A 26,459-nucleotide genomic window follows, 5' to 3' on the forward strand; every position below is an offset into this window, starting at 1 on the left:
TGCGCATTGGTCTCTCCAACCTTAAATTTCTTACAGAGGGCTGGTGAGTGAACACGTATGACTACCATCGGGATACCGGGCGGGCGAGATGTCACCGCTTCGCTCGACCGGCCGGCATCGGATACCGTCGTTGTCGCGTGCCCGCCACATCCACAGTACGGTGGCTCTCGGTCTGATAGTCGCCTGAAAGCGGTCAGTGACGCGCTGGACCCCGAGATCGGCTGTCTCCGTTTCGACTACGGCCCATGGGACGAGGGCCGTGGCGAGCAGGCCGACGCCGAGAACGCGCTGGCGTGGGCCGACGAGCGGTACGACGCAGTCGGCCTGTTTGGCTACAGTTTTGGTGCGGCTGTGGCGCTCTGTGCAGCCGCTGAACACGACACTGCGGCCGACCCCGCGGCCCTGTCAGTGCTTGCCCCACCGGCCGGAGTAACGGACCATCTCGATGCGACCGCTGCGCTTGACGCCATCGACTGCCCGGTACAGGTCGTAGTCGGGAAACGTGATGAGACAGTTGACTGGGAACCGGTCCTCGACCGGGCCACCGAGCTGGGACAGACGGTTGAACGCCTGCCAGCTGACCACCATTTCGTCGGCCAAAGCGGTCGTATCGGCGAGACGGTTGGGCCGTTCCTCCGCGACCACCTGTAGCTACTGCGACCACTGTTCAGGGTCCGCAGTCGATTGCTGCCGCTAGTTCAGCACCAAGTGAAAGCATAGCTCAGGCCACATATGCTGGACAATGTCGAAAGACAGAGGCGCTGTCGACCCGACCTCAAAGTATGGATCGCCCGCTCGCGTTCGCTGCCGTCTCGTTTGTCGCCACGCTGGTGACGCTGTTAGTACTGATGCAGACGGCACTCGTCGCGGGCGGGCTGCTCCGGGCACTCGTGCTCGCCTTGGCTGGTGCCATCGGGACGTACTTCGCCATCCGGTCCGGCGTGCTCAAGTCCTGACCGTCGCCGAACCCGCCCAGGGATACCGAAGGTACATTTATACTATATACCAATAAATAATGATATATGTCAACGCGAACCAGAACGGCGGTGTCTCACTCGACACGGCACGGCGTCGTCTCGCTTCTGTGTGGGTTCGTCGCCGGCTACCTGCTGTTCATCGTAATCGGCTCCAGTCCCGGTGACGCGCTGTTCTCGGCGCTGTCGCTGGCTGTTCTCGTGGCTGCGTGGCGCGTCCTCACGCAGCCGTCACTATAGTCGCGTTGACACTGCGACGGGGTGGCGAACAGTGCGCGCTCCGAAACCGTTTAGACTACGCGGGGTTCACCGTCGGTATGCCGACCGAACCCGAAACGGACTACGACCCGGAACTGGGTCGGAAGTTCATCTTCGTCACCGGTGGCGTGATGTCTGGCCTGGGGAAAGGCATCACCGCCGCCAGCACAGGTAGATTACTCAAAAACGCCGGGTTCGACGTTACAGCGGTCAAGATTGACCCGTATCTGAACGTCGACGCCGGTACCATGAATCCCTTCCAGCACGGCGAGGTGTACGTGCTCAAAGACGGCGGGGAGGTCGACCTCGACCTGGGGAACTACGAGCGGTTCCTCGACATCGACATGACCTTCGACCACAACGTCACCACGGGGAAGACCTACCAGCACGTCATCGAGAAGGAGCGATCCGGCGACTACCTCGGTCGCACGGTCCAGATCATCCCGCACATCACCGATGACATCAAGCGCCGCATCCGCGAGGCCGCCGAGGGCAACGACGTCTGTATCATCGAAGTCGGTGGCACAGTCGGGGACATCGAGGGGATGCCATATCTCGAAGCGCTCCGGCAGTTCGCCCACGAGGAGGACGAGGATGATATTCTCTTTACCCACGTCACGCTCGTCCCCTACTCGAAAAACGGCGAGCAGAAGACCAAGCCGACCCAACATTCCGTGAAGGAACTGCGCTCTATCGGTCTCCAGCCAGACATTCTCGTCGGCCGTTGTTCGGACAAACTCGACATCGACACGAAAGAGAAAATCGCGCTGTTCTGTGACGTGCCGACGGAAGCAGTCTTCTCGAACCCGGATGTCGACGACATCTATCACGTCCCGCTGATGGTCGAGGAGGAAGGCCTTGATCAGTACGTGATGGAGGAACTCGACATCGCCTCGGAAGCGCTGCCGGAAGACGAACGGGAGAACCGTTGGCGCGACCTCGTCACCCAGAACACCGAAGGCGAGGTCGAGGTCGCACTCGTCGGTAAGTACGACCTCGAAGACGCCTATATGTCCGTCCACGAGGCGCTGAAACACGCCGGCCTTGAGAAAAACGTCGACGTGAACGTCCGATGGGTCAACTCGGAGAAGATGAGCGACCACCACGCCGACCGGATGCGCGAGGCCGATGCCATCGTCGTGCCAGGTGGCTTCGGCGCACGGGGCACGGAGGGTAAAATCGAGGCGATTCGGTACGCCCGCGAGAACGACGTTCCGTTCCTCGGCCTGTGTCTCGGCTTCCAGATGGCTGTCGTCGAGTATGCCCGCAACGTACTGGATCTGGACGACGCCCACTCGGCGGAACTGGACGAAGACACGCCACACCCCGTCATCGACATCCTCCCCGAGCAGTACGAAATCGAGGACATGGGCGGGACGATGCGGCTGGGTGCCCACGAGACCGAAATCGACGCGAACACGCTCGCCGCAACGCTGTACGGCGGCGAGTCCTGCACGGAACGGCACCGCCACCGGTACGAGGTCAACCCCGAGTACATCGACGACCTCGAAGCCGCCGGGCTGAAGTTCTCCGGCCGCGCCGGGAACCGTATGGAGATACTCGAACTCGGACCCGAGGACCACCCCTACTTCATCGGGACGCAGTTCCACCCTGAGTTCCGTTCCCGACCGACCCGCGCTAGCCCGCCCTTCGTTGGACTGCTCGAAGCGGTCCTCGGCGACGATCCCCACACTGTGACGACTGAGGAGGTGAGCCACTGATGGTGAACGTCGACGAGTTCATCGAGGAGGCGAAAGCCGAGATTGCGGAGGAAATTGGAGACAAGCACGCCGTTATTGGACTTTCCGGCGGTGTCGACTCTTCGACGGCCGCCGCGCTGGCCTACGAGGCTATCGGCGACCAGCTCACCGCCGTCTACGTCGACACCGGGCTGATGCGGAAAGGCGAGACCGACGAGATCCGTGAGACGTTCGATTACATGGACTCGCTGCGTATCGTCGAAGCACAGGACCGCTTCCTCGACGAACTCGAAGGCGAGACCGACCCCGAGGAGAAGCGCCACATCATCGGCGAGCAGTTCATCCGGGAGTTCGAGACAGTCGCCCGCGAGGTCGACGCCGACTACCTCGTGCAGGGGACTATCTACCCGGACCGCATCGAGAGCGAGGGGACGATCAAGTCTCACCACAACGTCGGCGGCCTCCCCGAGCGGATCGACTTCGACGGGATCGTCGAGCCGATGCGGGACCTCTACAAGGACGAGGTCCGCGAGGTCGCCCGCGCGCTCGACCTCGAAGAGATCATCTCCGAGCGGATGCCGTTCCCCGGTCCGGGACTCGCCGTCCGTATCATCGGCGAGGTCACCGAGGAGAAACTGGAGGTGGCCCGCGAGGCCAACCACGTCGTCGAGGAGGAACTGGAGGAGTACGAGCCGTGGCAGGCGCTGGCCGCCGTCATCGGCAAGGCCACAGGCGTCAAAGGCGATAACCGCGTCCACGGCTGGGTCGTCGCCGTTCGCTCCGTCGAGAGCCGGGACGGCATGACCGCCCGTGCACAAGAACTCGACTGGGACACGCTCCAGCGCATGCAGTCGCGCATCACCGGGGCGCACGAGAACGTCGCCCGCGTCGTCTACGACGTGACCCACAAACCGCCGGCGACCATCGAGTACGAATGAACGTCGTTCTCGTCGGCTCGGACCCCAACGGACTCACGGACGCGCTCGAAGCCGAAGAACACACTGTAACGGTCGCTGACGTGGGCAACCGCCCCGGGCTGGAGGAGGCCGGCATCCACGAAGCGGACGTGTACCTGCTGACCGAGATGTCACAGGCCACCTCGATCGCTGTCGCCAAGGACCTCAACCCCGACCTCCGGGTCGTCGTCTACGCAGAGGGCTCCCTGCCCGACTTCGCCAGCCGACAGACGGACCTCGTCGTCGACCCGGGCCTACTCGGTTCCGACGCGGTCGCCGAGGAACTGTAGCGCAGTCCCGCGTCTTCCGGCGCTTGTTCACACCGTCGCCGCGAGGCGGTCCAGACGCTCCGAGCCGTTTTTTTCGAAGGGAACGCCGTGGCCCGGGACCGCGACCTCGAAGTCGGGCGCACGCTCGACGAACTCACTGATACTCCGGGTGACGGCGTCAGTGTCGTAACTCATAAGCCATGGCGAGGGCTCGAAGCGGCCGCCGTCCTCACGGACGATATCGCCCAGCAGTCCCAGCGACAGTTCCTCGCTGACGTAGCAGACGTGGCCCGGCGTGTGGCCGGGGGTGTGATAGGCCGTGAAACTGCCGACGGTATCGCCGTCGGCCAGGGGGACAACGTCGTTGTCCGGTGTGTCGACGAACGGTGAGACAAGTCGCTGGAACGCACCCTTGTGATTGCCCAGCGGCGGCGCTTGCTCACCGGTGACCAGCGGTGCGTCCCGCTCCCCGACATAGACGGTCACGTCGATACCGTCGAAGGCCGTCAGTCCGCCGACGTGGTCGAGATCGAAGTGCGTAAGGAGGATTCGGTCAAGATCCCGGAGTTCGTAGCCGGCATCGCTCAGGCCGGCGATGAGTCCGTTGCCGTGCCAGGGTAGCCCTGTGTCCACGAGCGTGAGCGCGCCGTCGTCGTCGACGAGCGTCGCGTTGACGCCCGTGAGATCGTACCACCAGATATCATCGGAGAGCGCCGCGACCATACCCGGGATTGGAACGGCGATTCCTAAACCCTTGGTCACGACGTTGTGTGGCCACAGCTCCGGTCGGCCGTGACACTCAGAACGGTAACTGCGACCGGACGAACTGCACGCCGGTTTTGACCTTCGACGGATCTCGAATCCGTTCCATCTCAGCGTCCGTTAGCTCGAAATCGAAGACGGCCATGTTCGCTTCCAGATGCTCGCGGCTGGACGCCTTCGGAATCGCGGCCACGCCGTCCTGCTGGAGGACCCACCGGAGCGCGACCTGCGCCGAGGACTTCCCGTACTTGTTTCCGATCTGGACGAGCGCGGGGTCGTCGAGGACGCCGCCGCGGGCCAGCGGGCTGTAGGCGGTCAGGAGCACGTCGTGAATGCGACAGTAGTCCAGTAGTTTCCGCTGGTCCCAGTAGGGGTGGTACTGCACTTGGTCAGTGAAGATCGGAGCTGACGAGATGTCCCGTGCCTCGTCCAGCAGCGCCGGTGAGAAGTTGCTGACGCCGATGTGGCGGACCAGCCCCTCTTCGACGAGGTCGTTCATCGCCCCGAGCGTCTCCGACAGCGACGCCATCCACGGGGTGTTGGGCCAGTGGATGAGTAGGAGGTTCAGATAGTCCGTTCCCAGTTTGTTCAGGCTCTCCCGCGTCGACCGCCGGACACTACGCTCGTCGCGGTTGGACCCGTCGAGTTTCGTCGTCAGGAACACATCCTCGCGGTCGACCGCGGCGGCGTCCATCCCCAGCCCGACCTGCCGCTCGTTGCCGTAGGCCTGTGCGGTGTCGATGTGCCGATAGCCCATCTCCAGAGCCGTCTCGACAGTCTCACGGCAGGTTTGGCCAGTGAGCTGCCACGTTCCCAGGCCGAGTGCGGGGACCGACGTTCCCTGGATCTGAATCTCGTCCATATTCTCCGTTTGCGTCACACCGGTAAAACGTCGGTGTCACTCTGACGACTCGGCGTGGGTGAGAGTTCAGGGGTATGTCGCGGCTACTGGCGGGAGCCGTCGATGTATGTCATGAACAATTTCTAGGTATTAAGCGCACTTCCGATCTAGCTGCAATGTCTCGCTGGAGACAGGAGAGAGGCAATGAACCAACAGTATCCACGACGGCGGTCCGTATCGGCGGACGAACAGCCCGGGAGGGGAGGCGTCACAGATGAGTGAACTGGCCGGTGTCTTCGTCTCGTTGACGACCGGGTCCGGCAGACACGAGGGAACCGACGATCACGTGTACCTCGGCGTCTGTGGCACGGTCGGCGGCCGCGAGTTCGCCCTCAATGTGGAAAACTTCGACGACTGGGAGGAAGGGAGCGTCGTGACCTACTCCTTCGGACAGTACGCGAACTTCTACGGCGGGAAGGACCCGCGAACCGCGGCTGACCAGCTCGACCGGATGACGATTTGCCTGCCGAACATAACGCACGTCTATCTCCGCAAACAGGGAGACCGGACGACATCGGGGGACGATTACTGGGAGCTAGAGGAGTGCCACGTCAACCTCCATTCACAGTCCTCGACCCGGCAGTTCGTCTCGACCGGGACGGCGCGGCTCGGAAACGAATACGGACACAAAATCTGGCTGGCCGAGACGTTTCATCAGGGAACGTATCGGGACGCGCGGCTCCCCGCGGATGGGGCTGCGGAGTGCGAACGTCAGCGGGAGTGAATCGCCTCAAATAAACGGATAGCAATCAGGCCCGCCATACTGTCAAAACGCCAACAGGGCGTTTTTCGACGCAGGCACGAGCAGCCAGGGACCTGTGGCGGTGCCTACTTCTCTAGGATCGTTCCGCCCGAACCGACCGCGATGTCGGTGCCGCCGCGGACGACGGCCTTCAGGTTCTCGCCGGCAGGCGTCTCCTCCTGAGTCCAGTCGCCACCGCCGAGGGCGTACACCTTGCCGCCACCACCGACCGTGTAGCCGGTGCTGTCGTCGTCGGTGACCTCGATGTCGCGCAGGCCAGCGTCGCCAGTGTCGGTCGGTGTCCACTCGGAGCCGTTCCAGTGGAATATCATGCCGCCACCGCCGGAGACCCACACGTCGTCCGGGCCGTCGGAGTCGACGCCGTAGAAGTTGACGTTGGCGTCGGCGAGGCCGATCTTGTTCCACGTCGCGCCGTCATCAGTGACGAAGACGCTCTTGTTCCCGTCGACGATGTGGCCCGAGCGGACGCCGTGGAAGTCGACGGCGTTGATGGCTGACCCGGACCCGGGCGTGGTGTAGTCCCACGTCTCGCTCGCGCCGTTCTCGAAGCTGTAGTACATCTTCCCGGAGTCGCCGGCGACGTAGACGTTTGCTTCGCCGGCGGTGCCGGTCACGGACACGTCGTTGAAGTTGTTGGTGACGTCCATCGGGGCGCTGTGGTCGGTGAGCACGCCCGACTCAACGTCGTACTCGCCGATAGCGCCAGACGCGCCGACGAACCAGAGGGCCTTGCCGTCGTCGGTCACGTCGGCCCCGTAGAGGCTGTTTCCGTTGCCGGTCGGACCGCCGCCGATGACCTTCTGCCAGCCCGTGCTGGTTCGTTCGAGGACGATACCGCCACCCGCCACCGCGTACGCACCGGCGGCCGTGTATTCGACGTCGTGGAGGGTGTTCCCGGTCGGAGACTCGACGGACTCCCAGGGATCGGCCGCCGCAACTGTCCCGGAGAGGGCCGTTCCACCCAGTGCGGCTGCAGCTGTCGCGCCGATACCCTTGAGTACGCCGCGTCGTGTCGCGTTGCGATCGGACATGACACCCGAGCCTGTGGACTGCCTCCACTTCAATGGGGGACGCAGTTAACGACCTTTTACGGCGATTTAACCGTTTAAACGACCGATATTCGGGAGAATAGCCCGCTGGCTGTAGAAAAATTGGCGGCCCGGAACGAACCGGCAAAATATCACGTTAATCGGGTAAACGGACACAAGACTGATAACACGAATCCGCCGGCTGTGGGTCAGGACAGTTCAGCGACGAGGGACGGGGCTTCCGCCGTAATGATCTCGTCGATAGCGACACGGGCCGCCGCCGGGTCCGCGGGCAGGCAGAACACCGGCGTCCCGTCGGCGATACCAGCCGTTGCGCGGACGGTGATAACACCGGCCCCCTGTTGTTCGAAAAGGAGGCCCCGGTACACCTCCTCGAATCCCGGCAGGGCTTTCTCGAACAGCGGGTGGACCGCTTCGAGAGTCTGCTCCGTCGGAGCAACACCGAGACCGCCCGCGGTGACGACGACCTCCACGTCGTCACGCCCGACCAGTCTGTCGACGGCCTCCTGAATGCCGTCGTAGTCCCCTCGAAGCCGTTCGCGAGCCGTGACCGTCTGGCCGGTCGCTTCGAGTGCTGTCTCCACCGCCTCGCCCGTCGGGTCTCCTTCCTCCGTCGCCGTCCCGACCGTGACGACGGCGGCGGCAACCGACTGTTCTTGCGACATGTCGTCCTGCGCGACTGTCTCTGCTGTCGTTTCATCCGTTGTCTGAACCGCTGCTTCCTGCGGTGTATCCGCCGGTTCGGTCGGTGCCTGTGGCTCAGAGAGAGGGTCCTGATGTGGGGCCTCATCAGACTCCTGTGTCGCCTTATCAACTCCCCCAGTGTTCTGTGTTTCATCCGCTGGCTGGCTGTCTGTACTTTGGTTCGTCGCCTCGTCGATTCTTTGTGCGACGGAGTCGTCGGTTTCGGACTCTGATGTGTGTCCCTCACTGCCCTCCGCAGTATCATCCGCCGCAGAAGTCTCCGTTCTGTCACCCTCACTTGCTGCTCTATCGTCGTTTTCCGGTGCTGTGTCCGCTGCTTCGGTTGGCTCTGAAGTGGTGGCCTCGGAGTCGGTATCGACTGCCGCGGATTCCTCGTCGTCCCCCGTCTCGCCTTCGTCTGTCTCGTCGTCTTCCCCGTCAGTCGGACCTCGGCGTGTGTCACGGGACTGGAAATCCACCATACTATCCCATCGGTTGCGGTGGATAAATACCCTGATGACCGTTTGCGTAACCGCAACCTGTATAATATCTGAAACCGACAGTATTAAAATATGGCAAGAAGAACAAAAATGTATGAATGGGAGATACCACGTCGTCTGCCACGAGTGTGCGTTTGAGGGACTGTACGAAGACTCGTCAGTCGCAGAGGGACAGCGGGACGCACACGCTTCCAACAGCGGCCATCGGATGAGCCTGCGTGACATCTCACGCCAGAAAGCCCCCGGTCTATCGCAGTAGCGGGACCGTTAGCGTTTTGCGCTCGCTTGCCTGACTCCGAGATATGCAGCCACGTTGTTCCGTCGGTATTACTGAAGGTCGTCCCATCGTGACGCACCATCCGAGCGGGCGCGACGGGGGGCGTGTCGATGGCTGATGACGAGTCCGGCTACGTCCACCGTCCTGACACGGAGCCACAGTCCGCAGACACCCCTCGTACGGACAGCGAGACAGGCACGGAAGCTGCCGACGGTCCCGAGTTCGGAACGAGCGGCTGGATTCTGGTTGGAATGATCGGCGTGGCGTTCCTCTTCGTTCCTGGCGCGATTTTGCTCTTGCCGTCCGCCCAGAGCGTTATCAGTAGCTTCGGTCTCACGCTCCGGGACGCCTATCTCACGCTCCCGCTCGTTCCGGCGTTCGTACTTGGTGCCCTCGCCGTGTGGTCTGCGGTTCGTTCGCAGTCGAAGTGACCGAGAATAGTTATATCAGGGACGCCATTACTACGCTACTGAATGGTCCTGTCGCCACTTACTGTCGTTTTATTGTCGGGTGTCGTCGGTATGGGCGTCGCTTTTCTGGTGTGGCTCCACCGGGACCGGCCGGGCGCGGGACCGCTGGCAGTGTTTGTTGTCGCGGCGAGCCTCTGGGCCGTGGCGTACGGTATCGAACTCGCTGTACCGGGCCTCTCCACCATGGAGCGACTCGTCCAAGTGCAGTTGACGCTCTCGGTGATCATCCCTGTCGCGTGGCTCGTGACGGTTATCGAGTACACGGGACACCCACACTGGCTCACGCAACGCCGAACAGCCCTGTTACTATTCGAACCGGCGGTGTTTGTCACGCTCGTGTGGTCGAATCACGCCCACGAACTCATCTGGTCCGGCCACGGGACACAATCCGTCTCTGCATCGTCGGTAGCCCTCGCTCCCGCGTACGAAGTCATGTACTGGGGGCACGTGTCCTACATACTGCTGTTGATTCTCGCCGGCGGTGTCCTCCTGTTGCGGATGCTGTTCCGGTCGAACCAGGTGTTTCAGGGCCAGGGGGTCGCATTGTTGCTCGCCATCGCCGTCCCGACGGTCGTCCAGACGCTGTTCGTGCTCGGTGCGGTACCGACTCCGTTCAACCCGACGAGTCTCGGGTACGTCGCGTCGGGGGCCGTCCTCTCAGTCGCCATCCTCCGCGGGCAGCTGCTCGACGTGGCACCGGTGACCCGGGAACTGGGCCGGGAAGCGATCTTCACCGAAATGGATGATATGGTCATCATCGTCGACGACGAGCGCCGCATCGTCGATATCAACGCGACCGCAACGGCGCTGTTTGACGGTGACCAGAACGCGGTTCTGGGCCGCTCGCTCCCGCAGACATCTCCGACACTCGCGGAGACGGTCCCCGGCCCCGGTGAACGAACGCAGACTGAGATGGCCCTCGAACGTGACGGCGGCGTCCGGTACTACGACGTGCGCGTGATACCGCTGTACCGTGCGTACGGCGTTGTCTCGGGCCACCTCATCAGCCTCCGGGATATCACGGACCGTCGACAGCGCGAACAGCGACTGGACGTGCTCAACCGCTTGCTCCGTCACGATATCCGGAACGAGATGAACGTCGTCAAAGGGAACGCGGACCTGCTCCGGGACACGGCCGACGCCGACGAACGCGAGCGACTCGACCGCATTATGAGTACAGTCGACGAAATCGTCGACCGCAGTAACAAGATCGGCCGAGTCACCGAGGCCCTGGAGACCGAGCAGCACAGCCCGACAGCGCTTCAGCAGCTGCTAGAATCGGTCGTGAGCGATGCTCGGGATCGCCGCCCTGACGTGGCGATCACGCTCACCTGTGAGGACGATATCTGGATCCGGGGTGGTCCGTCGGTCCTCATCGCGCTGGAGGAACTGGTCGAGAACGCTGTCGAACATCAAGCGACCGACGAGAGCCCAGTTGTGGTCGAGATTACGGCGACACGAGCCGACGGAACGCCCGGCGTCCGTGTGGCCGTTCACGACAACGGTCCCGGTATCACCGACCACGAGCGCGAGGTCATCCGCTCGGGGACTGAAACGCCGCTCAAACACGGTTCCGGCGTCGGACTCTGGCTCGTCAACTGGATCGTCCGAAACCTCGGCGGCCGAATGTCGTTCCCCAATACGGACGAGCCGGGAACGACTGTTGAGTTGCAACTGCCGGCGGCTGAGCCAGCCCACGCGACGGACGAGCCAGCATTGGCCCACAGCGAGAACGCTGATTGATCCCGGTAGCTACCACTCGATTTCAGATCTGTCGCGCCAGAACCGCCCGCTCGGCGCGTCGGGTCGGAAGCGAGCGAGCCACACCGGCGTCTCGGCCCCCTCCTCGGGCGTCCGGGGGGCGCTCCCCTCCGTCATGTCTGTCTGGACGTAGCCCGGACACACCGAGTTGGCGACGAGGCCGTCGGCCCCGTACTCGCCGTCGAGGTACTTCGTCAGCCCGTTGACGCCGGTCTTCGAGATGCGGTAGGCCGGCGTGCCGCCTGACTGGCTCTCGGTGATAGCGCCCAGCCCGGAGGACATGGTGACGACGCGGCCGCCCTCCTCAGCCAGCAACAACGGGAGGGCGTACTTCGTCATGAGGACCGCTCCCCGGAGGTTCGTGTCGAGGGTGTGGTCGATGACGTCGGTCGGCATCTCGTCGAGCGGCTCTCGGGAGTCCATCACGCCGGCGTTGTTGACCAGCACGTCGAGCCGGCCCTGCTCGCGCTCGATGCGGTCGACCGCGGCGACCATCCCGTCGTCGTCGGTCACGTCGAGTTCGATAGCGTGGCGGTCCGTCCCCTCGATGTCGGCAGTATCACGAGCGCCGGCGTACACCGTCGCGTCGAGGTCGACCAGCCCGTCGGCGATTGCCTTCCCGATGCCCCGCGTGGCTCCGGTGACGAGCACGACCTGGCCGTCGAGGGAGTCGTACAGCGGAACGTCCATACCCGGGGTTAGGCGGCGGGGCCGAAAAGGAAACGGGTCGGAGGCGGTGTCACTGCGACGCCTGCCGCCCGAGTGGGATAGTGACCGTCGGCGTTACCGTTCTTCGTCCCGGCGCATCGCGATCTCGAACCAGGGACAGAGGCGGAGCTGGCGGTAGTACTCGGGATTTTCCCGGAGTCGCTCGTAGGGGACCCACATGAGGCCGTCGACCTCCTCGGGGTTCGGTTCCAGCGAGGTGTCGTGGAGCGTGGCTTGGAGGACCGCACAGACTTCCCATTCGAGGCCGGCGTTCTCGTAGTAGCGCTTGTACTCGAACCGGTCGGTCACGCGGAGGTTCTGGTACTGCGAGGGATCGATGCCCAGTTCCTCTTCGAGCCGTTCCTCGGTGGCCTCGACCTGTGTCTGGCCTTCGACGGGGTGGGAGGCGACGGTCCCGTCCCAGTGGGTATCCCAGAGGCGTTTGTTCGCTGCGCGCTGGGCGAGCAGGATCCGGCCGTCCTCGTCAAACAGCAGGGCAGTGAACGCGCGGTGGCGAACCCCATCGCCAGTGTGGGCATCGAGCCGATTGACCAGCCCCTCCTCGTTGTCGTCGGCGTCCACCGCGATGACCTCCTGTCGGGCGTTTTCGTGCGTCTCGTCGACCGCGTCGGAACTCATATGTCGTACCTCTCACAGAGGCGCGTATTACGCGCTTCGACTTCCCGTCACCGCGCCTGGTGGTCCGAGACGAACTGTTTCAGGATCTGCTCCTCCGCGCGGTGGAGGGTTTCACTGCAGGTCGACTTCGCGATACCGACGCGGTCCGCCAGTTCCGTCAGCGAGCATTCCCGCGGTGTGTCGTAGTAACCCGCGTCGATGGCCTCCTGTACCAGTTCCAGTTGGCTCTCGGTGAGTACCTGCTCGGTTTCGAGGTGTTGCTGGATGCGATCGACGCTAAAGGCGATACCGAACTCCTCCAGTTGCTCGCCGAGTTCGGAGAGCCGCTCCTGTGGTGCCGATATCTCCCAGACGGCCTCGCCGTTGGACAGCGTAAACGGCATTTCAAGCGGGACGCCAGAGCCCTGAACCGGGAAGAGCAGGAGCGGCATCGAGGTCTCGAACTGCACCAGCGCGCTGTCGTCCCGGTGAGAGAGTATCTCAATAGTCGTGACCGACTCGCGATTTTCGATATCACGGAGAACCGCTGGGAGGTCGTCCGATGTGATCTCCGCTAACCCGACACCGGAGTCCTCGCCTGGGAGCGCAGACAGGATGCGAAACGTCGCGTCGTCGTACGCCCGCGAGATGTCGCCGATCCAGATTTCATCCGGAATCGTGAGCGTGAGTTCAGCGTGTGGCATTGGTGTATCCGAATATATTCGTCCGACCTCCGCGACCGTGGTCCCGAACATGTTCGTACAGTTGCGATGGGAATAAGAAACTTGGGGGGTAGTGCCCCGCGCTGTCAACACGAAATCAGGCCGGACAAAACCAGAAAGCCGAACATCTCCGGGTATGGCGAACGCTTATTCCGCCGGCCGCTGGCCGTCCGGTATGGAACGCGTCTCGCTGACTCGGATGGTCCCGGCTGACCCGGAGACGGTCACCGCCCTGATAACGGACGTGGCACCGTTCATGCGCGCGGCAGGGTTCGACGAGGTGACGCTCAACGGGGACGACCTCGGTATCACGAACCGCGTCGGACTGTTCGAGATCGAACTGGACCTCGAAATCGTCGAGACCGACGCCGTGTTGCGGTACGAGCAGCGCCAGGGCATCTTCGAGTCGATGATGACCGAGTACACGGTCGAAGCCGTCGACGGCGGGACCGAAGTCACGGCGACGACGGAATACAGCGCACTCGATCTCCCGGTGCTCGGCGAGATGATCGATTCGACCGTGATCTCGCGACAGCGTAAGAAGGAACTGAACAAGCAGTTCGACTGGCTCGTCGAACAGGTGTCGTAGCGGGACGTGTGATAGCGGTTGTTCGGAGATCGACTCTCTGCTATCCGGTGTGTATAGTAACCCGAACATCTTCGGGAGAGGACCGAGGGACGCCCGCCGATAACGAGTACATATGAGCCACTCCCACGAGGACGTGTCGCCGGTCACGACTGAGGTTCACGACAACTCCTGGTCGGCGAACCTGGAAACGCCCGCACACGCCGATGATCTCGACATGGTCGTCGAACAGGCCATCGACGCCGTCGAGAAGACGACGGTGGGGAACCACGTCAATCTGGTCAGCCACGCTGACCACGGCCACCCGGACACCTACCTGTTCGACGCGCTGGCGGACGTCTTCGGCGAGACGATTTCGACGGAGTATGTTCAGCAGTGTGGTTGTGGTGGGCACGTCACTCGCGTCCACCGGGAGGCATAGATGCGCGGGAAACTTGACCTCGACGAGCAGCCGCTGGTGCTGATCTGGGAGGTGACACAGGCCTGTGAACTGGCGTGCAAACACTGCCGGGCCGACGCCCAGCCCCGCCGCCACCCAGACGAGCTATCGACGGCGGAAGGGAAGGCGCTGCTGGACCAGGCCCGTGAGTTCGGCGACGGGCAATTGGTCGTCCTCTCAGGCGGGGACCCGCTCGCCCGCGAGGACCTCCCGGAACTCGTCGAGTACGGTACCGAGCAGGGCCTCCGGATGACGCTGACGCCCAGCGGGACGAACTCGATCACGCAGGACCGACTGGCCGAACTTGACGACGCCGGACTCCGGCGGCTGGCGCTGTCCATCGATGGCGGCGATAGCGAATCTCACGATACCTTCCGGGGCGAATCCGGGAGCTTTGAGGCGACGATGGAGGCCGCCGAGGCTGCCCGAGACCTCGACATCCCGCTGCAGATCAACACCACCGTCTGTGCTGAGACGGTTGAGCAACTGCCGGCCATCCGGGACATCGTCGCGGACCTCGATGCGGTACTGTGGTCGGTGTTCTTCCTCGTTCCGGTCGGTCGCGGGCGGGTCCTGACGCCGATTGCCCCCGAGCGGGCGGAGCGCGTGCTGTCGTGGCTCCACGAGGTCAGCGACGAGGCTCCGTTCGGCCTCAAGACGACCGAAGCGCCCCACTACCGCCGCGTCGCGATACAGAACCAGAACGAAGGGGCTAGCGGGCTCAAGCGACGGATGGGCATCCGCGCTGGCAAGGGGTTCGCCTTCGTGAGCCACACCGGCGAGGTGTTCCCCTCCGGTTTCTTGCCGAAATCGGCGGGCAATGTCCGCGAGGAAAGCGTCGTGGACATCTATCGGGAGTCGTCGCTGTTCCAGCAACTCAGGGACGACGACGCGCTGACGGGCAAATGCGGGGCCTGTCGATACCGAACGGTCTGTGGCGGCAGTCGGTCGCGGGCGTATGCGACGACGGGAGACCCGCTGGCTGCGGACCCGCTGTGTGACTACCAGCCGGATGGGTTCGAGGGGTCGGTTCCCGACCAGCACCCAGCAGATTGAGGGGGTTTTTCACTCCGTGGGAACGCGCCTCGCCCGTTTTGTAATGTGGTGTCACAGTATCTCATATGAGCGACTCCGGCATCAGAGTGGAGCTGTCGGTCGACACCCCCGGAGCCTGTCCAGTGGCGAGTGTCTCGGACGAGGCAGGCGCGGCTGTGACCGATGTCGCCCGAAGCAGCCCGGACGAAGACGGGCAGGTCATCGAAGAGTTCACCGCGACGGGCACTGACGAGGGGGCAATCGAGGCCCGGGAGGACATGGACAAGGTGTTCGCGACGGGCAACGGGGCCCGCTACCAGTTCTCTCGGTCACGAACTGAGTGCGTCTGCGAGGCGGTCGAAACATATGACTGTCCGGTCGCGGACATCCGCGCCGAGGGCGGACAGCTCCACCTGACCTTCCACGCTCCCGATGTCGACCGGGTGCGCGCTATCGTGACACGGCTGAAGGAACTGTACGACGGCGTCTCGCTCCGGTCGATGCGGCGGAACGGCGACGTTGACCCGGTGGACTCGATTCTCGTCGACCGAAGTAAACTCACCGACAGACAGCAGGAAGTGCTCGAAACCGCCGTCGAGATGGGGTACTTCGAGTATCCAAAAGGGGCCAATGCTGGCGACGTGGCGGCGGAACTGGACATCTCTGTCTCGACGTTCGCTGAACACCTCGCCGCCGCCCAGACGAAACTGCTCGACAGCATCGTCGCGGAGTAGGCCACGCCGTCGCTACTACTGCCATCGACGAGCGAACGCCGCCAACAGGAGATACGTATAGAGGAGTGCGCCGAGAGCGCCAGCCGCTGTGCCGACCGATATTATCCAGCCGAACCGACTGATAAGACCGAGTAGCTGAATGCCGATCCCACCACCGAGCAGTCCAATTGTTACCAGCGCCGTCCGGTTGTTTGCGTAGGGCCAGACACCGACCGCCGGTGGGTAGAACTGGAACGCCGCCCCGACCACAGTGAGTCCGAGAAAGCCCGCCAGCATCGCCCGATAGTGTGCGCTGACCAGCGCCGGACTCCGGCCGGTTACGGCGAGAGTCAGCCCGAGTCCGATACCGACGACTCCGGCAACGACCGCCACCAGCACCGCATAGAATCCGACGCGGTGGCGCTCCGACCGCCGGAACAGGACCACATATGACAGCGCGAATCCGACGACTGCGATAGCTTCGACGATGCCACCGGCGAGGAGGAGTCTCCGGTCGAACAGCCCGAATCCCAGCAGCGCAGGACCGACAGCGCCGGCGGCGACAACGACCGCGACGACCGGTCGCGGTACTTCAGCGACCAAGAACCGGGGAAACAGCCGGAAGCCGACGCCGAAGACGAACAGCGCGGCCGTCCCTGCGGCGAGCAAGTGCGACAGTTGCTGTGGGAGTACTGGCCCGAAGCCAGCGGCGATAGCGAGCGCGCCACCGGCCGCAAGTGCGAGGTAACCGAGCGCTACCGGGACTGCGACGTTGGCAGTTCGGTCGACCGGCTCCCGATGGGTGTTCGCACCGCCGGTCCCCGTCGCAGCGCCGGTGACGTTGTCACGAATGGTCCATCCCAGCGTCCCGAGAAAGACCGCAACGCCGCCGGCCCAGAGCGTGGTCCCGACTGGTCGGAGCCACGGTGGCCCAAGCGGTGCGAGCGCCAGCCCAGTTGTACCGAGGGCGGACAGTGGGAACTGGACGGCAGGCCCTCGCTCCCACGCGAGGTCACGGTCGAAGTACGACGGCACGAGCGCGTAAGCCTTCCCGAACAGGACGTGCAGGACGAACCCGTACAGACCGAGTGTGACGACGATGCGTCGGGGCGCAGCGGCCGCCATTGCGGCGTGGAAGCCGACGAAAAACAGCGCGCTGACGGTGACGAACCACCGCGAGACGCGCTCGGGACGCATCTCACTCCGGCCGGATCGTGACGTGCCACTCCTTGTCGGCGACCTGTTCCGTGTCGTACTGGTACCCCTTCTTCGAGAGGACGTCGTACAGCGGCACCGGTTCGAAGCTGTTCACCAGCCGGAGCGCCTCGCTTTCGCTGACAGAGTCGAGGGCGTTCATGATCTGTTCGAACGGTTCCCCGTCGACATCCCGAACGTCGAGTTCCTGTACCGACTCCTGGTGATCTGTGCTCATACGTTCGATGACGGTCCCCGCCAGTCAGGCGCTTGTCCCGAACGTGTTCGGACGACAACACGGTTTCAATATGGAGTCTCCGAAAACGAACCGTCGCCGCCACCCGAGGGTTACCGGAGCGTGGTGTAGCTCAGGCCGGCGATGGCAATAAACTGCAGCGAGCGCAGGACCAGCACGGCCTGCTGGACGTGTGGGTCGCCGGCGTAGAAGCTCTGCATCGAGAAGAAGAAGTAGACGGCGATGGCGTTCTCGGCGAGCATCGCGACGGCGAAGGCGATGAGGCCGGCGACGAGTCCCGTCCGGAATGTCGCGTAGTTGCGGACCCAGACGCCAAGCAGCGGGAGCAATAGCAGGACGTTGAGCCCCGCGAGCGCCGCTGCGGCGGTGATGAGCGGTCCCATCGCCATCAGCGATACCCCTCCAGCTGGCCAGTCGTGTCCAGTCCGGCGACAGTCTCACCCTGTGTCATCGTCATTCGTCCATCTTCTCCACGATCTCCTCGAAGGTGTCGCGGTAGTTGTCGAACCGATCGGTCAGGAAGTAGAGTTTGGCGTACTCCTCGTCGCCGGATTCGACCACGTCGTGGTCCTCTAGCTGTTCCATGTGATGCCTGATCGTCTTGTAGCCCACGTCGAGTTCGTCGGCGAGTTCGTTGGCGTTCATCGGTCGGTCCGAAAGAGCGTCGATGATACGCGCCCGGTTGGCGCCGCCGCGCGTCGCCGTCAGCAGATACCAGAGCGCTTTCTCCATCCCACTGTCCTCCCGGGAACTGTGTCTGCCCGTCGTATAGTCCTGTCTCTCCCCGTCGAACAGCGCGCTGGACTCGGATGCATGTGCCACGATGGGATACGAGAGTCAAGACGGGCGGCAAATAAAGCGTTTCTTCGCACTCTCTTCCGAGACTGTTCCAATTTCGGGACGACTGTCCGCGGTCCCACTCGCCTGCGAGCGCTCAGCGGACCGCCGTCGTCGCGTCGGCCATGATGTCGATTGCCTCTTTCAGCGTCTCCATGTCCGTCGCGTAGGAGATGCGGGCGTAGCCCGCGCCGTGTTCGCCGAAGGCGTCGCCGGGAACGACGACGACACCGCGGTCGATGACTTCGTCCACCCAGCCGTCGGGGACCTTCGGCATCGCGTAGAACGCGCCCTTGGGTGTCGGACAGTCTAGCCCCATCTCGTCGAGGCCGTCCAGCAGTACGTCGCGGCGCTCCTGGAACGCCTCGCGCATCTCCGACACCTGGTCCTGCGGGCCGGTCAGGGCCGCCTCGGCGGCGTACTGGGCCGGTGCGGACGCACAGGCTTGGGCGTACTGGTGGACCCGTAGCATCCGCTCAATGCGGTCTGTCGCGCCGGTAACCCATCCGAGCCGCCAGCCTGTCATCGAATACGCCTTCGAGCAGGCGTTGACGACGACGACGTTGCCCGTGTCGCTGAACTCCGCCGGCGAGCGGTGCTCACCCTCGAAGACCTGATGTTCGTACACTTCGTCGGAGATACACAGCACGTCGTGCTCGTCGGCGATACGGGCGAACTCCCGCATATCTTCCGGGGACTGGACCGCTCCGGTCGGGTTTGCGGGCGAGTTCACGACAAACGCCGCCGTGTCGTCGGTGATGGCCTCCTCGACTGTCTCGGGTGCCATCGTGAGGTCCTCGCGCAGCGGGACCGGCCGCGGCGTCCCGCCTGCGAGGTGTGTCAGCGCGTCATAGGAGACGAACCCCGGGTCTGGGAAGATGACTTCCTGCCCTGCATCGACGTGGGCTTCCAGCGCGATGTGCAGTGCTTCACTCCCACCCGAGGTGGCGATTATGTCCCCGGGGTCGACATCAAGGTCGTTGTCTCGTTCGTGCTTGGCAGCGATGGCTTCCCGGAGTGCCTCGGTCCCCTTGTTCGACGTGTAGGCGTCGACGTCCCCCGCCTGAATTGCCTCGACTGCCGCTTGGCGGGCGTGCTTCGGCGTCGGGAAGTCCGGCTGGCCGAGTCCGAGGTTGATCGCGTCCTCGCCCGCCGCCTCGAACACTTCGCGGATGCCTGAGATCGATACCTGTTCTACCCGTCGGGAAAATCCAGTCATATTCTGTCTGGGGGCGGCCGGCCCGATAATTCTTCCTTGTGCTTCGGTAGCATTAGCGGCGTCCGCCTGTTCTGTCGCTATTGCCAGCCGCTATAAACTTTTATACCGTTCATAACTGATACTTTATATATCAGAAAACAAAATAAACACGTATTTATAAAGTGGCATATATACTCTTGTTTATTAGACACTGGGCTGCATGAGGAATTATATATTAATTTTATAACCCACCCATATTTATTGAGAGTCGGATGTCCCGATATACCCTGCCAAAACCGTCCAGAAGATCAGTTATCAAGGCACTCGGCTCCGCTGTAACCGTCGCAGCTTTTGGTGGAGAGGTCAGTGCATCACAGGAATCTGATACAAAAGAATATCTGATCGGTATATCTAATGATAAAAACGCCTCTGATATTCATGACAAAATAAAAGAGCGATCTGACCTCGAACAGCTCGATATCCTCGACGTGAACGAGTCACTTTCGTATCTTCGCTCAGCAGTCCCGCAGGAATTCAAGAGCGAAATCCTTCTGACAGTCGAAACGATTGACGGCGTCAAATATACGGAATTCAACCACATTCGCGAGCCGATCGCCACGGTTCCGAACGATCCGAAGTTCGACAGCCAGTACGCGCCACAACTGGTCAATGCCCCGAAAGCATGGGACATTACGTTCGGAAGCGAAGACGTCACTATCGCTGTCATAGACACCGGTGCAGATTACACCCATCCCGACCTTGACGGGCAGTTCGGGAGTCAGAAAGGACGTGACTTCGTCGACAACGACAGCGACCCCGCACCACAATCTGCACAGCACGGAACACACGTCTCCGGCATTGCTGCCGGCGAAACGAACGACGAAACCGGAATTGCAGGTGTCAGTAACTCCCGGCTCCTGAGTTGCCGTGCACTCGGCCCGAACGGGGGCCGAACCGCCGATATCGCTAACGCTGTCGAGTGGGCGACTGACCAGGGGGCGGACATTATCAATATGTCTCTCGGTGGCGGCGGCTTCAACCAGACAATGAAAAACGCCGTCTCGTACGCGTGGAATCAGGGTGTCCTCCTCATCTGTGCAGCCGGTAACCATCAGGACGGTGACCCCCCAAGCCAGCAGGACGTGTCGTACCCAGCAGCCTACGAAGAGTGCGTCGCTGTTGGTGCCGTCGATCGGAACAAGAGTCCGACCGAGTTCTCGAACTACGGCGGGAAGGTCGACATTGCGGCACCGGGTAATGACGTACTCTCATCTGTTCCGGGGGGAGACTACGCGCAGTTCCCCGGAACGTCAATGGCGAGTCCTGCTGTCGCTGGCGTTGCTGCGCTTGGACTGGACAGACACGATTGGCCCGCCAGCCAGACCCGACAGAACCTTCTCGACACCGCCCAGCCACTGGACGCAGACGGCCAGTTCGTCGGTTTCGGCCTCGCGGATGCATACAACTTCGTAACCGTCGGTGGTGGAACCGAAAACGAACCGCCGATCGTGACGCTCAACGACGACTCACGAACTGTCACTGTCAATAAGGAGGTCATCTTCGATGCCAGCGGCTCCCGTGACCCCGATGGTTCGATAACGAACTACCGCTGGGAGTTCGGCGACGGCTCTGACCCCATCGAGGGTACGGACGCGACGGAGGTCAGCCACACGTACACCGACACTGGCGACTACACCGTCACCGTCACTGCGACTGACAACGACGGTGCTGAGACAACCACGTCAGTCAGCGTCTCCGTCACTGATGAATCGAAAGACCGTCTCACCGAAGAGTTGTCCGGGTCACTCGATGGGATGCTCGATTATGACAAGCAGACGTACTCCCTCAAGACGGAGTCGCCTATGCAGCTAATCCTCAGTCTCGATGGCCCATCTGACGCCGATTTCGACCTGTATGTCTCCTTCGACGGCCGCACACCCACTCCGAACGACTACGATCGCGCGTCCTATACGCAGGACAGTAACGAACAGATAATCATCGACGATTTCTCACAGATCAGCGAGATCGGCATACTCGTGTATGTCTACAGCGGACGCGGAGACTACACACTTACCCTGGAAGAAATCGGAAAAACAAGCTCGTAATCTGCTTGCTATTCTCTCGTTTCGACTGATCCCGTGCGTAGCGTCCCTCTCGCTTTCCACTTTCAGCTCAGCTGGATTTCACGCTGTCTGGACATCACAATCGCGCCGCCACCGCCGATGCTCACTCGCCTCGCCGCTGGCGGGGCCTATCGAACGACACTCATCGCAATCGCGCCGCCACCGCCGACGCTCACTCGCCTCGCCGCTGGCGGGGCCTACCGGACCACGGACATCGCAATCGCGCCGCCACCGCCGACGCTCATCCCCACGATGCCACGGTGATGATCCGCTCGCTCCATCGCGTACAGCATCGTGGTCGTGAGGATACCGCCGCTGGCTCCGATAGGATGCCCGAGCGCCACCGCGCCGCCGAGCGGGTTGTGTTTCTCGGCGGGGATGTCGAGTTCGTCGGCGACGTACACCATCTGTGCGGCGAACGCTTCGTTGAGTTCGAAGTGGTCCACGTCGGCGACGGCGAGGTCGTTGCGCTCCAGCAGCTTTGCGACGACGTCCCGAACCGCGATGGAGAACTCCGATGGGTCGCGGTAGGCAACCGCGTAGTCCTCGACGTGGGCCATCGGTCCCAGTCCATCGCGTTCGACCGTCTCGGCGTCGGCCAGCACCACCGCTCCCGCGCCATCGGAGAGCTTCGAGGCGTTGCCGGCGGTGATCGTGCCCCCGTGCAAAAATGCCGGCGGGAGCGCCGCCAGCTGGTCTACTGTCGTATTCGGCCGCGGTCCCTCGTCCTCGGTCACAAGGCCGTCAGCCGTTTCCACTGGGACGAGTTCCTCGGTGAACTTCCCGGACTGGATGGCCTCGCCGGCCCGATGGTTGCTCCGCCGAGCGTACTCGTCTTGGGCCTCGCGGCTGATGTCGTGTTCGGCGGCAATTTCCTCCGTCAGCGTGCCCATGTGTGCGTCGTAGTGTTTGTCCCACAGTGAGTCCCAGATCATCGCGTCGACGAGTTCGCTGTTCCCGTGCCGGCGGCCACCGCGCATGTCGGGAACGAGATACGGCGCGTTCGACATCGACTCCATGCCGCCGGCGAGACACACCGACGCCTGCCCGGCCTCGATGCGGTCGGCGGCGGTCGTAATCGCCCGCAATCCTGACCCAGAGGCCTCGTTGAGTGTCGTGGCGGCGACATCGTCAGCGAGCGGCGATTCGACGACGACCTGTCTGGCCGGGACCTGGCCGACGCCCGCCTGTACCGCGTTTCCGAGGCCGACCCAGTCGACACTGTCTTCGTCGACGGCGGTTCGATCAAGCAGTCCCTCCACGGCTGCACTACCCAACTCGACAGCGGTCCGCTCCGAGAGCCCGCCCAGCAGTTCACCGTGTGCGGTGCGTGCACCGTCGACCAGAACCACATCCGTCATACGAGCTACATGAACCCAATCCTACAATACTGTTCGCCCGACGATAGACGGCGTCCTACTCCTCGGCCGCTTCCCGTAGTTCCTCGATAGCCGTTTCCAGTCGCCGGAGCGTCGCATCAGCGTCGGTGTAGCCCTGCTCGTACTCGCCGTAGGCGTCGTCGGCTTCGTTCAGGAACGCCTCGACAGCGTCGTGCATCTCGTGATCGCTCATGACTGTATCGACGGCAGCCGACCGGAAAAGTCCCGCTACTCGCGGGTCACTGCGTCACGTCGTAGTCGACGCTCGCGTCGCGAAGCGCGTCGGTCACACGCCCGACAGTGTCCTGTGTTGCGACGACGACGGCATCGAGTCCCCGCGATGCGGCGGCGGCGGCCACCTCGCCCGCCGCGAAATGTGTCGTCGGTTCGATGCCGGCATCGCGGAGTGCAACGACGGACTCAACGCCCGCTGCGGTGACGATGGGGACATCCGCACAGGCCGCGGCGATATCGTCGATGTTCTCGACCGGCCCTGATCGGACTGGCGGGACCTGTATCACGCTGACGTGGCCGGGGTTGAGGTCGATGACTCCCTCGAAGCCGGTGACACCGACGACCTCACCCTCCGCGGCGCTGGTCGTCGTCACCCCCGTCGCGTCGCCGCCGCCGGGGTCAGCGTGCAGCAGGCCGTCCGACAGCGAGAGTGTCACCGTCTCTCCTTCTTCCAGATCCGCCGTGGCGATGGCGGCGTCCTCCTGCACGCTGCCGAGCACGTCGTCAGTGACATGATCGGCGAACCGGCGGACGTCGGTCGCGGACTGGAACACCCAGTCGACGCCCTCCTTGGTGACGCGGTAGCGCGACCGCCCCTCTTTTTCGACGAGGCCGTCGTCGACGAGTTCGCGGATGTACTCACTGACGGCCTGGCTCGTCACGCCGACGGCGTCGGCGATTTCGCCCTGACTCACTGCGGGCTGGCGCTCGGCAATCTCCACGAGGACCCGAAACCGCGTCGCGGCCCGCTTGTTCTCCAGGACGTCGACCATACAGGAGTCACGGGAGTCGCAGGTAAAAATACCACCGACACTGTCAGGCGACATAATCGGCTGTGGCCTGGCCACCTGCGAGGTGGCCCGCCGCCGTGACCGACAATATAAGCCTCGCCGGTGCTGACTGAACGGCGATGACAGCTAGCTACGACGACCGGGCGCTCCTGCTCGGGGAGACGCTCGTCGTCGCGGACCTCCACGTCGGCCGGGGCACCGGCGGGAACCTCGAACTCCCGGTCGGGTCCGGCTCCGACATGGTCCAGCGGTTCCAGTCGCTCGTCGAGCGCCACGAACCCGAGGAGGTCGTCGTCGCCGGCGACCTGCTCCACTCGTTCCAGACGGTTCCCCGGTCGGTCGAGAGCACCGTGGCAGGGCTCAAAAGCGCCTGTCAGGCGGCCGGGGCACGCCTGCTTGTGACGCCGGGCAACCACGACACGATGCTCGACAGCGTGTGGGACGGCCCGACCGAGACGGCGTATCGCGTCGGCGAAACCGTCGTCTGTCACGGCCACGAGGCACCCGACGTTGACGCCGAGCGCTACGTCGTTGGACACGACCATCCGACGATCAGCATCGAGGGCCAACGCCAACCCTGCTACCTCGTCGGCAGCGGTCAATACCGCGGCAGCGACGTGGTGATGCTCCCGTCGTTCAACAGGCTGAACGCCGGCGTCGAGGTCAACGAGATGCGGGCCAGCGACTTCCAGTCCCCGCTGATCACCGACGCCGACCGACTGGAGCCGGTGGTCTGGGACGAGAGCGGGCGCGAGACGCTGTCATTCCCGCCGCTGGGTGAGTTCCGCCGCATGCTATAACGGTAAGTATTTGAGCCGCGACGGTGGACGCTGGAATATGGTTCAGACAGAAATCGCGCTGGGTCTCATCGCGATTACGCTGCTCTCGCTACTGCTGCTGTACTTCGCGACGATAAAGTACGTCTCTGAAGTCCTCGAAGGGGAGGGGCACGAACAAGAGGGAAACACGAATAGCGGCGGTCCGGCCGCATAGACCGCCGGCCCTCTTCTGGAGTCGTATCGGCGTTTCTCTTATCGAAGCAGATCAGCAGCGACTTTGCCGCTTTCCAGTGCGCCCTGTATCGCTGACCAGCGGGTGTAGTCGCCGGCCAGAACGGCGTTGCCCTCCGGCGCTGTCGGGTCCGGGAGCGACTCCCGATACCCCGGCGGCTGGGCGAACTGCGAGAGCGGGACGCGGTCGGTCCGGAGCAGTTCCAGCGCCTCGAAGCTCGCGTTCGGATACCACGACTGCAGCGCCGCCCGGACTTCAGCGGCCAGTTCCGCATCGCCTTCTTCTGGCGTTCCGAGGAACGTGGCGCTGTATAACTCCATCCCAGCGGGCGCGTACTCGCTGGCGACCGCCGACAGCGGCGCGACGGTGTTCGGTCGGTCGTCCGCCGCGTTGAGGATGATGCGCTGTCCGGTCGTCGGGGCGCGGTTCGTCGGGAGTGCGAAGTACTGGGTGACACAGCCGACGGGCTCGGTCGGGATGGCGTCGATGTCCGTCAGCTCTGCCGCAGTCTGTGGGTCCGTCGCGATGACGGCGCTCTCGGCCGTTACCGTCTCATTGCCTACCTCGGCAGTAACCTCTCCCTCGTGGGTCTCCAGCTCTGTCACGGGCGCGTCGGTTTCGATGGTCGCGCCCACCGAGCGAGCGCGGTCGGCGAGCTGTCGCGGCATCGCCTGCATCCCGTCGGCGGGGACGAATATCTCGCCCTCGCTCAGCATCTTGTAGGTGTATTCGAAGATGCTGCTGTCCGTTCCCAGCGAGCGGTCGAGGGTGATGCCGCCGTAGAACGGCGCGGCGAACCGCTCGACGAACCGCTTCGAGAATCCGTAGTCAGCGAGGTATTCCCGGATGGTCGTTCCGCCCCGGGAGAGCAGTTCGACGGGTTCGACGCCGGCCAGCTCGCGCTGGAGCCGGAACAGCCGGAGCTTGTCGGCCGTGCGAACGTCCGTGTTGAGTAGCGTCTGTGGCGCGGCCGATGGGTTCCGGAGGGGGTCCGACAGCACCGAGCGGTGGTTCGGGCTGGCGATAGTAGCTCCGGGGGTGAACGTCCGTGGAGAGAGCGCCTCAATGTCGAGCTCGCGCTTTGCCGCGGGGTAGGCGGTAAACATGACCTGAAACCCGCGGTCGAACGTGTAGCCGTCCTCGTGGGTCGTCCGGACGCGGCCGCCCACGTCCGAGCGCTGCTCGAAGACTGTCACGTCCCGGCCTGACTCCGCCAAGTGACGGGCGGCGACTAGCCCGGCGAGCCCCCCGCCGGCGACGACGACATCTGTCATACCCGCCAGTTCGACCG

At 63.3% G+C, this 26,459-nt stretch carries 34 protein-coding genes; 18 read left to right on the top strand and 16 right to left on the bottom strand.

Annotation, left to right across the window (positions count from 1 at the left end; translation table 11 throughout):
* Positions 1–57 precede the first annotated feature (57 nt).
* The 6 genes from IEY38_RS11880 to IEY38_RS11905 all read left to right on the top strand — a co-directional run bounded on the left by IEY38_RS11880 (position 58) and on the right by IEY38_RS11905 (position 4,178).
* On the top strand, positions 58–651 hold the full coding sequence (locus IEY38_RS11880; RefSeq protein ID WP_188978026.1) for an alpha/beta hydrolase: 594 nt from the start codon (positions 58–60) through the stop codon (positions 649–651).
* Positions 652–782: 131 nt separating this feature from the next.
* Complete coding sequence (locus IEY38_RS11885; RefSeq protein ID WP_170098345.1) at positions 783–956, top strand: hypothetical protein; 174 nt, start codon at positions 783–785, stop codon at positions 954–956.
* A gap of 66 nt (positions 957–1,022) precedes the next feature.
* Positions 1,023–1,214 (top strand): hypothetical protein, encoded by a 192-nt coding sequence (locus IEY38_RS11890; protein ID WP_188978027.1) that lies wholly within the window; start codon positions 1,023–1,025, stop codon positions 1,212–1,214.
* 77 nt (positions 1,215–1,291) lie between these two features.
* Positions 1,292–2,953 (top strand): CTP synthase, encoded by a 1,662-nt coding sequence (locus IEY38_RS11895; RefSeq protein ID WP_188978028.1) that lies wholly within the window; start codon positions 1,292–1,294, stop codon positions 2,951–2,953.
* Complete coding sequence (gene guaA / locus IEY38_RS11900) at positions 2,953–3,870, top strand: glutamine-hydrolyzing GMP synthase (protein ID WP_005535811.1); 918 nt, start codon at positions 2,953–2,955, stop codon at positions 3,868–3,870. The genes IEY38_RS11895 and guaA overlap by 1 nt, the downstream gene beginning before the upstream one ends.
* Positions 3,867–4,178: a DUF7126 family protein gene (locus IEY38_RS11905; protein WP_188978029.1), complete on the top strand. Its 312-nt coding sequence runs from the start codon at positions 3,867–3,869 to the stop codon at positions 4,176–4,178. The genes guaA and IEY38_RS11905 overlap by 4 nt, the downstream gene beginning before the upstream one ends.
* 27 nt (positions 4,179–4,205) lie before the next feature.
* Here the strand turns inward: IEY38_RS11905 and IEY38_RS11910 are convergent, their stop codons facing one another.
* Positions 4,206–4,880, bottom strand: coding sequence for an MBL fold metallo-hydrolase (locus IEY38_RS11910; protein ID WP_188978031.1), 675 nt, complete (start codon positions 4,878–4,880; stop codon positions 4,206–4,208).
* Positions 4,881–4,956: 76 nt separating this feature from the next.
* On the bottom strand, positions 4,957–5,781 hold the full coding sequence (locus tag IEY38_RS11915; protein WP_188978033.1) for an aldo/keto reductase: 825 nt from the start codon (positions 5,779–5,781) through the stop codon (positions 4,957–4,959).
* A gap of 253 nt (positions 5,782–6,034) precedes the next feature.
* On the opposite strand from IEY38_RS11915, the gene IEY38_RS11920 reads away from it, so the two are divergent.
* Complete coding sequence (locus tag IEY38_RS11920; protein ID WP_188978035.1) at positions 6,035–6,544, top strand: hypothetical protein; 510 nt, start codon at positions 6,035–6,037, stop codon at positions 6,542–6,544.
* Positions 6,545–6,648: 104 nt separating this feature from the next.
* Here the strand turns inward: IEY38_RS11920 and IEY38_RS11925 are convergent, their stop codons facing one another.
* On the bottom strand, positions 6,649–7,614 hold the full coding sequence (locus tag IEY38_RS11925) for a WD40/YVTN/BNR-like repeat-containing protein (RefSeq protein ID WP_188978037.1): 966 nt from the start codon (positions 7,612–7,614) through the stop codon (positions 6,649–6,651).
* A gap of 206 nt (positions 7,615–7,820) precedes the next feature.
* Entirely contained in the window at positions 7,821–8,798 is a 978-nt protein-coding gene (locus IEY38_RS11930; RefSeq protein ID WP_188978039.1) for a MogA/MoaB family molybdenum cofactor biosynthesis protein, read from the bottom strand.
* A gap of 112 nt (positions 8,799–8,910) precedes the next feature.
* On the opposite strand from IEY38_RS11930, the gene IEY38_RS11935 reads away from it, so the two are divergent.
* The 3 genes from IEY38_RS11935 to IEY38_RS11945 all read left to right on the top strand — a co-directional run bounded on the left by IEY38_RS11935 (position 8,911) and on the right by IEY38_RS11945 (position 11,306).
* The gene (locus IEY38_RS11935) at positions 8,911–9,075 is read left to right on the top strand and encodes a hypothetical protein (RefSeq protein ID WP_188978041.1); all 165 of its coding nucleotides are present in this window, start codon (positions 8,911–8,913) and stop codon (positions 9,073–9,075) included.
* A 128-nt stretch (positions 9,076–9,203) separates the two neighbouring features.
* Complete coding sequence (locus IEY38_RS11940; protein ID WP_188978044.1) at positions 9,204–9,524, top strand: hypothetical protein; 321 nt, start codon at positions 9,204–9,206, stop codon at positions 9,522–9,524.
* A 42-nt stretch (positions 9,525–9,566) separates the two neighbouring features.
* On the top strand, positions 9,567–11,306 hold the full coding sequence (locus tag IEY38_RS11945; protein ID WP_188978046.1) for a histidine kinase N-terminal 7TM domain-containing protein: 1,740 nt from the start codon (positions 9,567–9,569) through the stop codon (positions 11,304–11,306).
* A 9-nt stretch (positions 11,307–11,315) separates the two neighbouring features.
* On the opposite strand, the gene IEY38_RS11950 is transcribed toward IEY38_RS11945, so the two are convergent.
* The 3 genes from IEY38_RS11950 to IEY38_RS11960 form a co-directional block, all read right to left on the bottom strand.
* Positions 11,316–12,014 (bottom strand): SDR family NAD(P)-dependent oxidoreductase, encoded by a 699-nt coding sequence (locus IEY38_RS11950; RefSeq protein ID WP_188978048.1) that lies wholly within the window; start codon positions 12,012–12,014, stop codon positions 11,316–11,318.
* Positions 12,015–12,107: 93 nt separating this feature from the next.
* Positions 12,108–12,671, bottom strand: a complete 564-nt coding sequence (locus IEY38_RS11955; protein ID WP_188978050.1) for an NUDIX hydrolase — start codon at positions 12,669–12,671, stop codon at positions 12,108–12,110.
* Positions 12,672–12,718: 47 nt separating this feature from the next.
* Positions 12,719–13,354 carry a helix-turn-helix domain-containing protein gene (locus IEY38_RS11960; RefSeq protein ID WP_188978052.1) on the bottom strand — a complete coding sequence of 212 codons (636 nt, stop codon included), beginning with the start codon at positions 13,352–13,354 and terminating at the stop codon, positions 12,719–12,721.
* Positions 13,355–13,547: 193 nt separating this feature from the next.
* Between IEY38_RS11960 and IEY38_RS11965 the strand changes: the two genes are divergently transcribed.
* From IEY38_RS11965 to IEY38_RS11980, 4 genes are all read left to right on the top strand, one after another.
* Positions 13,548–13,961, top strand: a complete 414-nt coding sequence (locus IEY38_RS11965) for an SRPBCC family protein (protein WP_229775282.1) — start codon at positions 13,548–13,550, stop codon at positions 13,959–13,961.
* Positions 13,962–14,073: 112 nt separating this feature from the next.
* Complete coding sequence (locus tag IEY38_RS11970) at positions 14,074–14,379, top strand: CGCGG family putative rSAM-modified RiPP protein (RefSeq protein WP_188978056.1); 306 nt, start codon at positions 14,074–14,076, stop codon at positions 14,377–14,379.
* Positions 14,380–15,453: a radical SAM/SPASM domain-containing protein gene (locus IEY38_RS11975; protein WP_188978058.1), complete on the top strand. Its 1,074-nt coding sequence runs from the start codon at positions 14,380–14,382 to the stop codon at positions 15,451–15,453.
* Between the two features lie 65 nt (positions 15,454–15,518).
* Positions 15,519–16,166 carry a helix-turn-helix domain-containing protein gene (locus tag IEY38_RS11980; RefSeq protein WP_188978061.1) on the top strand — a complete coding sequence of 216 codons (648 nt, stop codon included), beginning with the start codon at positions 15,519–15,521 and terminating at the stop codon, positions 16,164–16,166.
* 15 nt (positions 16,167–16,181) lie between these two features.
* Here the strand turns inward: IEY38_RS11980 and IEY38_RS11985 are convergent, their stop codons facing one another.
* The 5 genes from IEY38_RS11985 to IEY38_RS12005 all read right to left on the bottom strand — a co-directional run bounded on the left by IEY38_RS11985 (position 16,182) and on the right by IEY38_RS12005 (position 19,651).
* Complete coding sequence (locus IEY38_RS11985) at positions 16,182–17,342, bottom strand: hypothetical protein (protein ID WP_188978063.1); 1,161 nt, start codon at positions 17,340–17,342, stop codon at positions 16,182–16,184.
* A 1-nt stretch (position 17,343) separates the two neighbouring features.
* A complete protein-coding gene (locus tag IEY38_RS11990) occupies positions 17,344–17,577 on the bottom strand; it encodes a DUF2249 domain-containing protein (protein ID WP_188978065.1) in 234 nt (77 codons plus the stop codon).
* 110 nt (positions 17,578–17,687) lie between these two features.
* Positions 17,688–17,984 (bottom strand): hypothetical protein, encoded by a 297-nt coding sequence (locus IEY38_RS11995; protein WP_053967003.1) that lies wholly within the window; start codon positions 17,982–17,984, stop codon positions 17,688–17,690.
* Positions 17,985–18,048: 64 nt separating this feature from the next.
* Entirely contained in the window at positions 18,049–18,327 is a 279-nt protein-coding gene (locus tag IEY38_RS12000) for an ArsR/SmtB family transcription factor (protein ID WP_004593670.1), read from the bottom strand.
* A 202-nt stretch (positions 18,328–18,529) separates the two neighbouring features.
* Positions 18,530–19,651, bottom strand: coding sequence for a pyridoxal phosphate-dependent aminotransferase (locus IEY38_RS12005; protein WP_188978067.1), 1,122 nt, complete (start codon positions 19,649–19,651; stop codon positions 18,530–18,532).
* A 467-nt stretch (positions 19,652–20,118) separates the two neighbouring features.
* On the opposite strand from IEY38_RS12005, the gene IEY38_RS12010 reads away from it, so the two are divergent.
* Both IEY38_RS12010 and IEY38_RS12015 read left to right on the top strand, forming a co-directional pair.
* The gene (locus IEY38_RS12010) at positions 20,119–21,735 is read left to right on the top strand and encodes a S8 family serine peptidase (protein ID WP_326838513.1); all 1,617 of its coding nucleotides are present in this window, start codon (positions 20,119–20,121) and stop codon (positions 21,733–21,735) included.
* Between the two features lie 33 nt (positions 21,736–21,768).
* Positions 21,769–22,017, top strand: a complete 249-nt coding sequence (locus tag IEY38_RS12015) for a hypothetical protein (RefSeq protein WP_188978071.1) — start codon at positions 21,769–21,771, stop codon at positions 22,015–22,017.
* On the opposite strand, the gene IEY38_RS12020 is transcribed toward IEY38_RS12015, so the two are convergent.
* From IEY38_RS12020 to IEY38_RS12030, 3 genes are read right to left on the bottom strand one after another with little or no spacing between them, the layout of a single operon-like run.
* Positions 21,951–23,114, bottom strand: coding sequence for a thiolase family protein (locus IEY38_RS12020; protein WP_188978074.1), 1,164 nt, complete (start codon positions 23,112–23,114; stop codon positions 21,951–21,953). The genes IEY38_RS12015 and IEY38_RS12020 overlap by 67 nt on opposite strands.
* 55 nt (positions 23,115–23,169) lie before the next feature.
* On the bottom strand, positions 23,170–23,325 hold the full coding sequence (locus IEY38_RS12025; RefSeq protein WP_170098323.1) for a hypothetical protein: 156 nt from the start codon (positions 23,323–23,325) through the stop codon (positions 23,170–23,172).
* Positions 23,326–23,371: 46 nt separating this feature from the next.
* Positions 23,372–24,139: a DUF7839 domain-containing protein gene (locus IEY38_RS12030; RefSeq protein WP_188978076.1), complete on the bottom strand. Its 768-nt coding sequence runs from the start codon at positions 24,137–24,139 to the stop codon at positions 23,372–23,374.
* A gap of 137 nt (positions 24,140–24,276) precedes the next feature.
* Here IEY38_RS12030 and IEY38_RS12035 point away from each other — a divergent pair, with 137 nt between their 5' ends.
* A complete protein-coding gene (locus IEY38_RS12035; protein WP_188978078.1) occupies positions 24,277–24,957 on the top strand; it encodes a metallophosphoesterase in 681 nt (226 codons plus the stop codon).
* Between the two features lie 37 nt (positions 24,958–24,994).
* Positions 24,995–25,150, top strand: a complete 156-nt coding sequence (locus IEY38_RS12040; protein ID WP_004593663.1) for a hypothetical protein — start codon at positions 24,995–24,997, stop codon at positions 25,148–25,150.
* A gap of 38 nt (positions 25,151–25,188) precedes the next feature.
* Here IEY38_RS12040 and IEY38_RS12045 read toward each other — a convergent pair whose 3' ends face one another.
* Positions 25,189–26,442, bottom strand: coding sequence for an NAD(P)/FAD-dependent oxidoreductase (locus IEY38_RS12045; protein WP_188978080.1), 1,254 nt, complete (start codon positions 26,440–26,442; stop codon positions 25,189–25,191).
* Positions 26,443–26,459 lie beyond the last annotated feature (17 nt).

This window comes from Haloarcula sebkhae, assembly GCF_014647415.1.
Taxonomy (GTDB): domain Archaea; phylum Halobacteriota; class Halobacteria; order Halobacteriales; family Haloarculaceae; genus Haloarcula; species Haloarcula sebkhae.